Annotated in this window: 1 protein-coding gene; it reads left to right on the top strand. The window is 73.4% G+C overall.

Annotated features, from left to right (window positions below; translation table 11 throughout):
• Nucleotides 1–27: 27 nt before the first annotated feature.
• Nucleotides 28–810: an ABC transporter permease gene (locus tag FOE67_RS26885; protein ID WP_228474344.1), complete on the top strand. Its 783-nt coding sequence runs from the start codon at nt 28–30 to the stop codon at nt 808–810.
• Nucleotides 811–1,000 lie beyond the last annotated feature (190 nt).

Consider the following 1,000-nt stretch of genomic DNA (forward strand, 5'->3'; position numbering starts at 1 on the left):
CCGCCGCCCCCCGCCCCGGGGAGCCGGCTGTGGTGGGCCCTGGCGGACTGCTGGACCATCGTCCGCCGCGACCTCGGCCACCTGGCGAAACAGCCCTCGCTGATCGCCTGGCAGCTCGGCTTCCCGGTCGTTTCCGTCCTGCTCTTCGTCTACGTCTTCGGCAGTGCCATGGTGGTGGCGGAGGGGGTCGACTACACCTCCTACGCCATGCCCGGCATGTTCACGATGACCATGGCCTTCGGGTTCATGAACACCGCCATGGCCGTGGTGGTGGACCGCGACCGCGGGATCACCGACCGGTTCCGCTCCATGCCGATGGCCCCCTCCGCCGTGGTCACCGGACGGGGCGTCTCGGACGTCCTGCACGCGGGGCTGGACCTGGTGGTCCTGGTGGCCATCGCGCTGGTGATCGGGTGGCGTGCCGAGGGCGGGTTCCTCGCCGGCGCCGCGGCCCTGGGCCTGTTGCTCCTGCTGCGCTTCGCCCTGGTGTGGGTGGGGGTGCTGTTGGGCCTGGTGGTGCGCAACCAGGAGGCCGCCGGGAACCTGTTCGCGCTGGCCTTCCCGTTCGGGATGATCTCCTCCGTCTTCACCCCGCCGGAGCTCATGCCGACCTGGTTGGGGACCATCGCGGCCTGGAACCCGGTCTCCGCCACCGCCAACGCGGTGCGCGAACTGTTCGGCAACCCGGTGGCGTACGGGGAGGGGTGGATCGAGCAGAACTCCCTGCTGATGGCGGTGGTGTGGCCGCTGCTGATCACCGCGGTCTTCCTGCCGTGGGCCGTGCGCCGGTTCCGCGGGCTCTCCCGCTGAACCCCGGGGCACCGGGGCGGGGGCCCGGCGCCGTGGCGCACGCCCTACCGCCGCCCGTCCCGCCGTCACTACGCTCGGCGGGACGGGCGCGCCGCTGCCCCGGGGCCCCGGGCCCCGGTCGACGGGCGCCCGGCCCTCCCACGGAGAAAGGCGCCCCGATCCCATGCGGTCCACGCGGAACCCCACCCCC

Source organism: Streptomyces calidiresistens (assembly GCF_014141525.1).
Classification (GTDB): domain Bacteria; phylum Actinomycetota; class Actinomycetes; order Streptomycetales; family Streptomycetaceae; genus Streptomyces; species Streptomyces calidiresistens.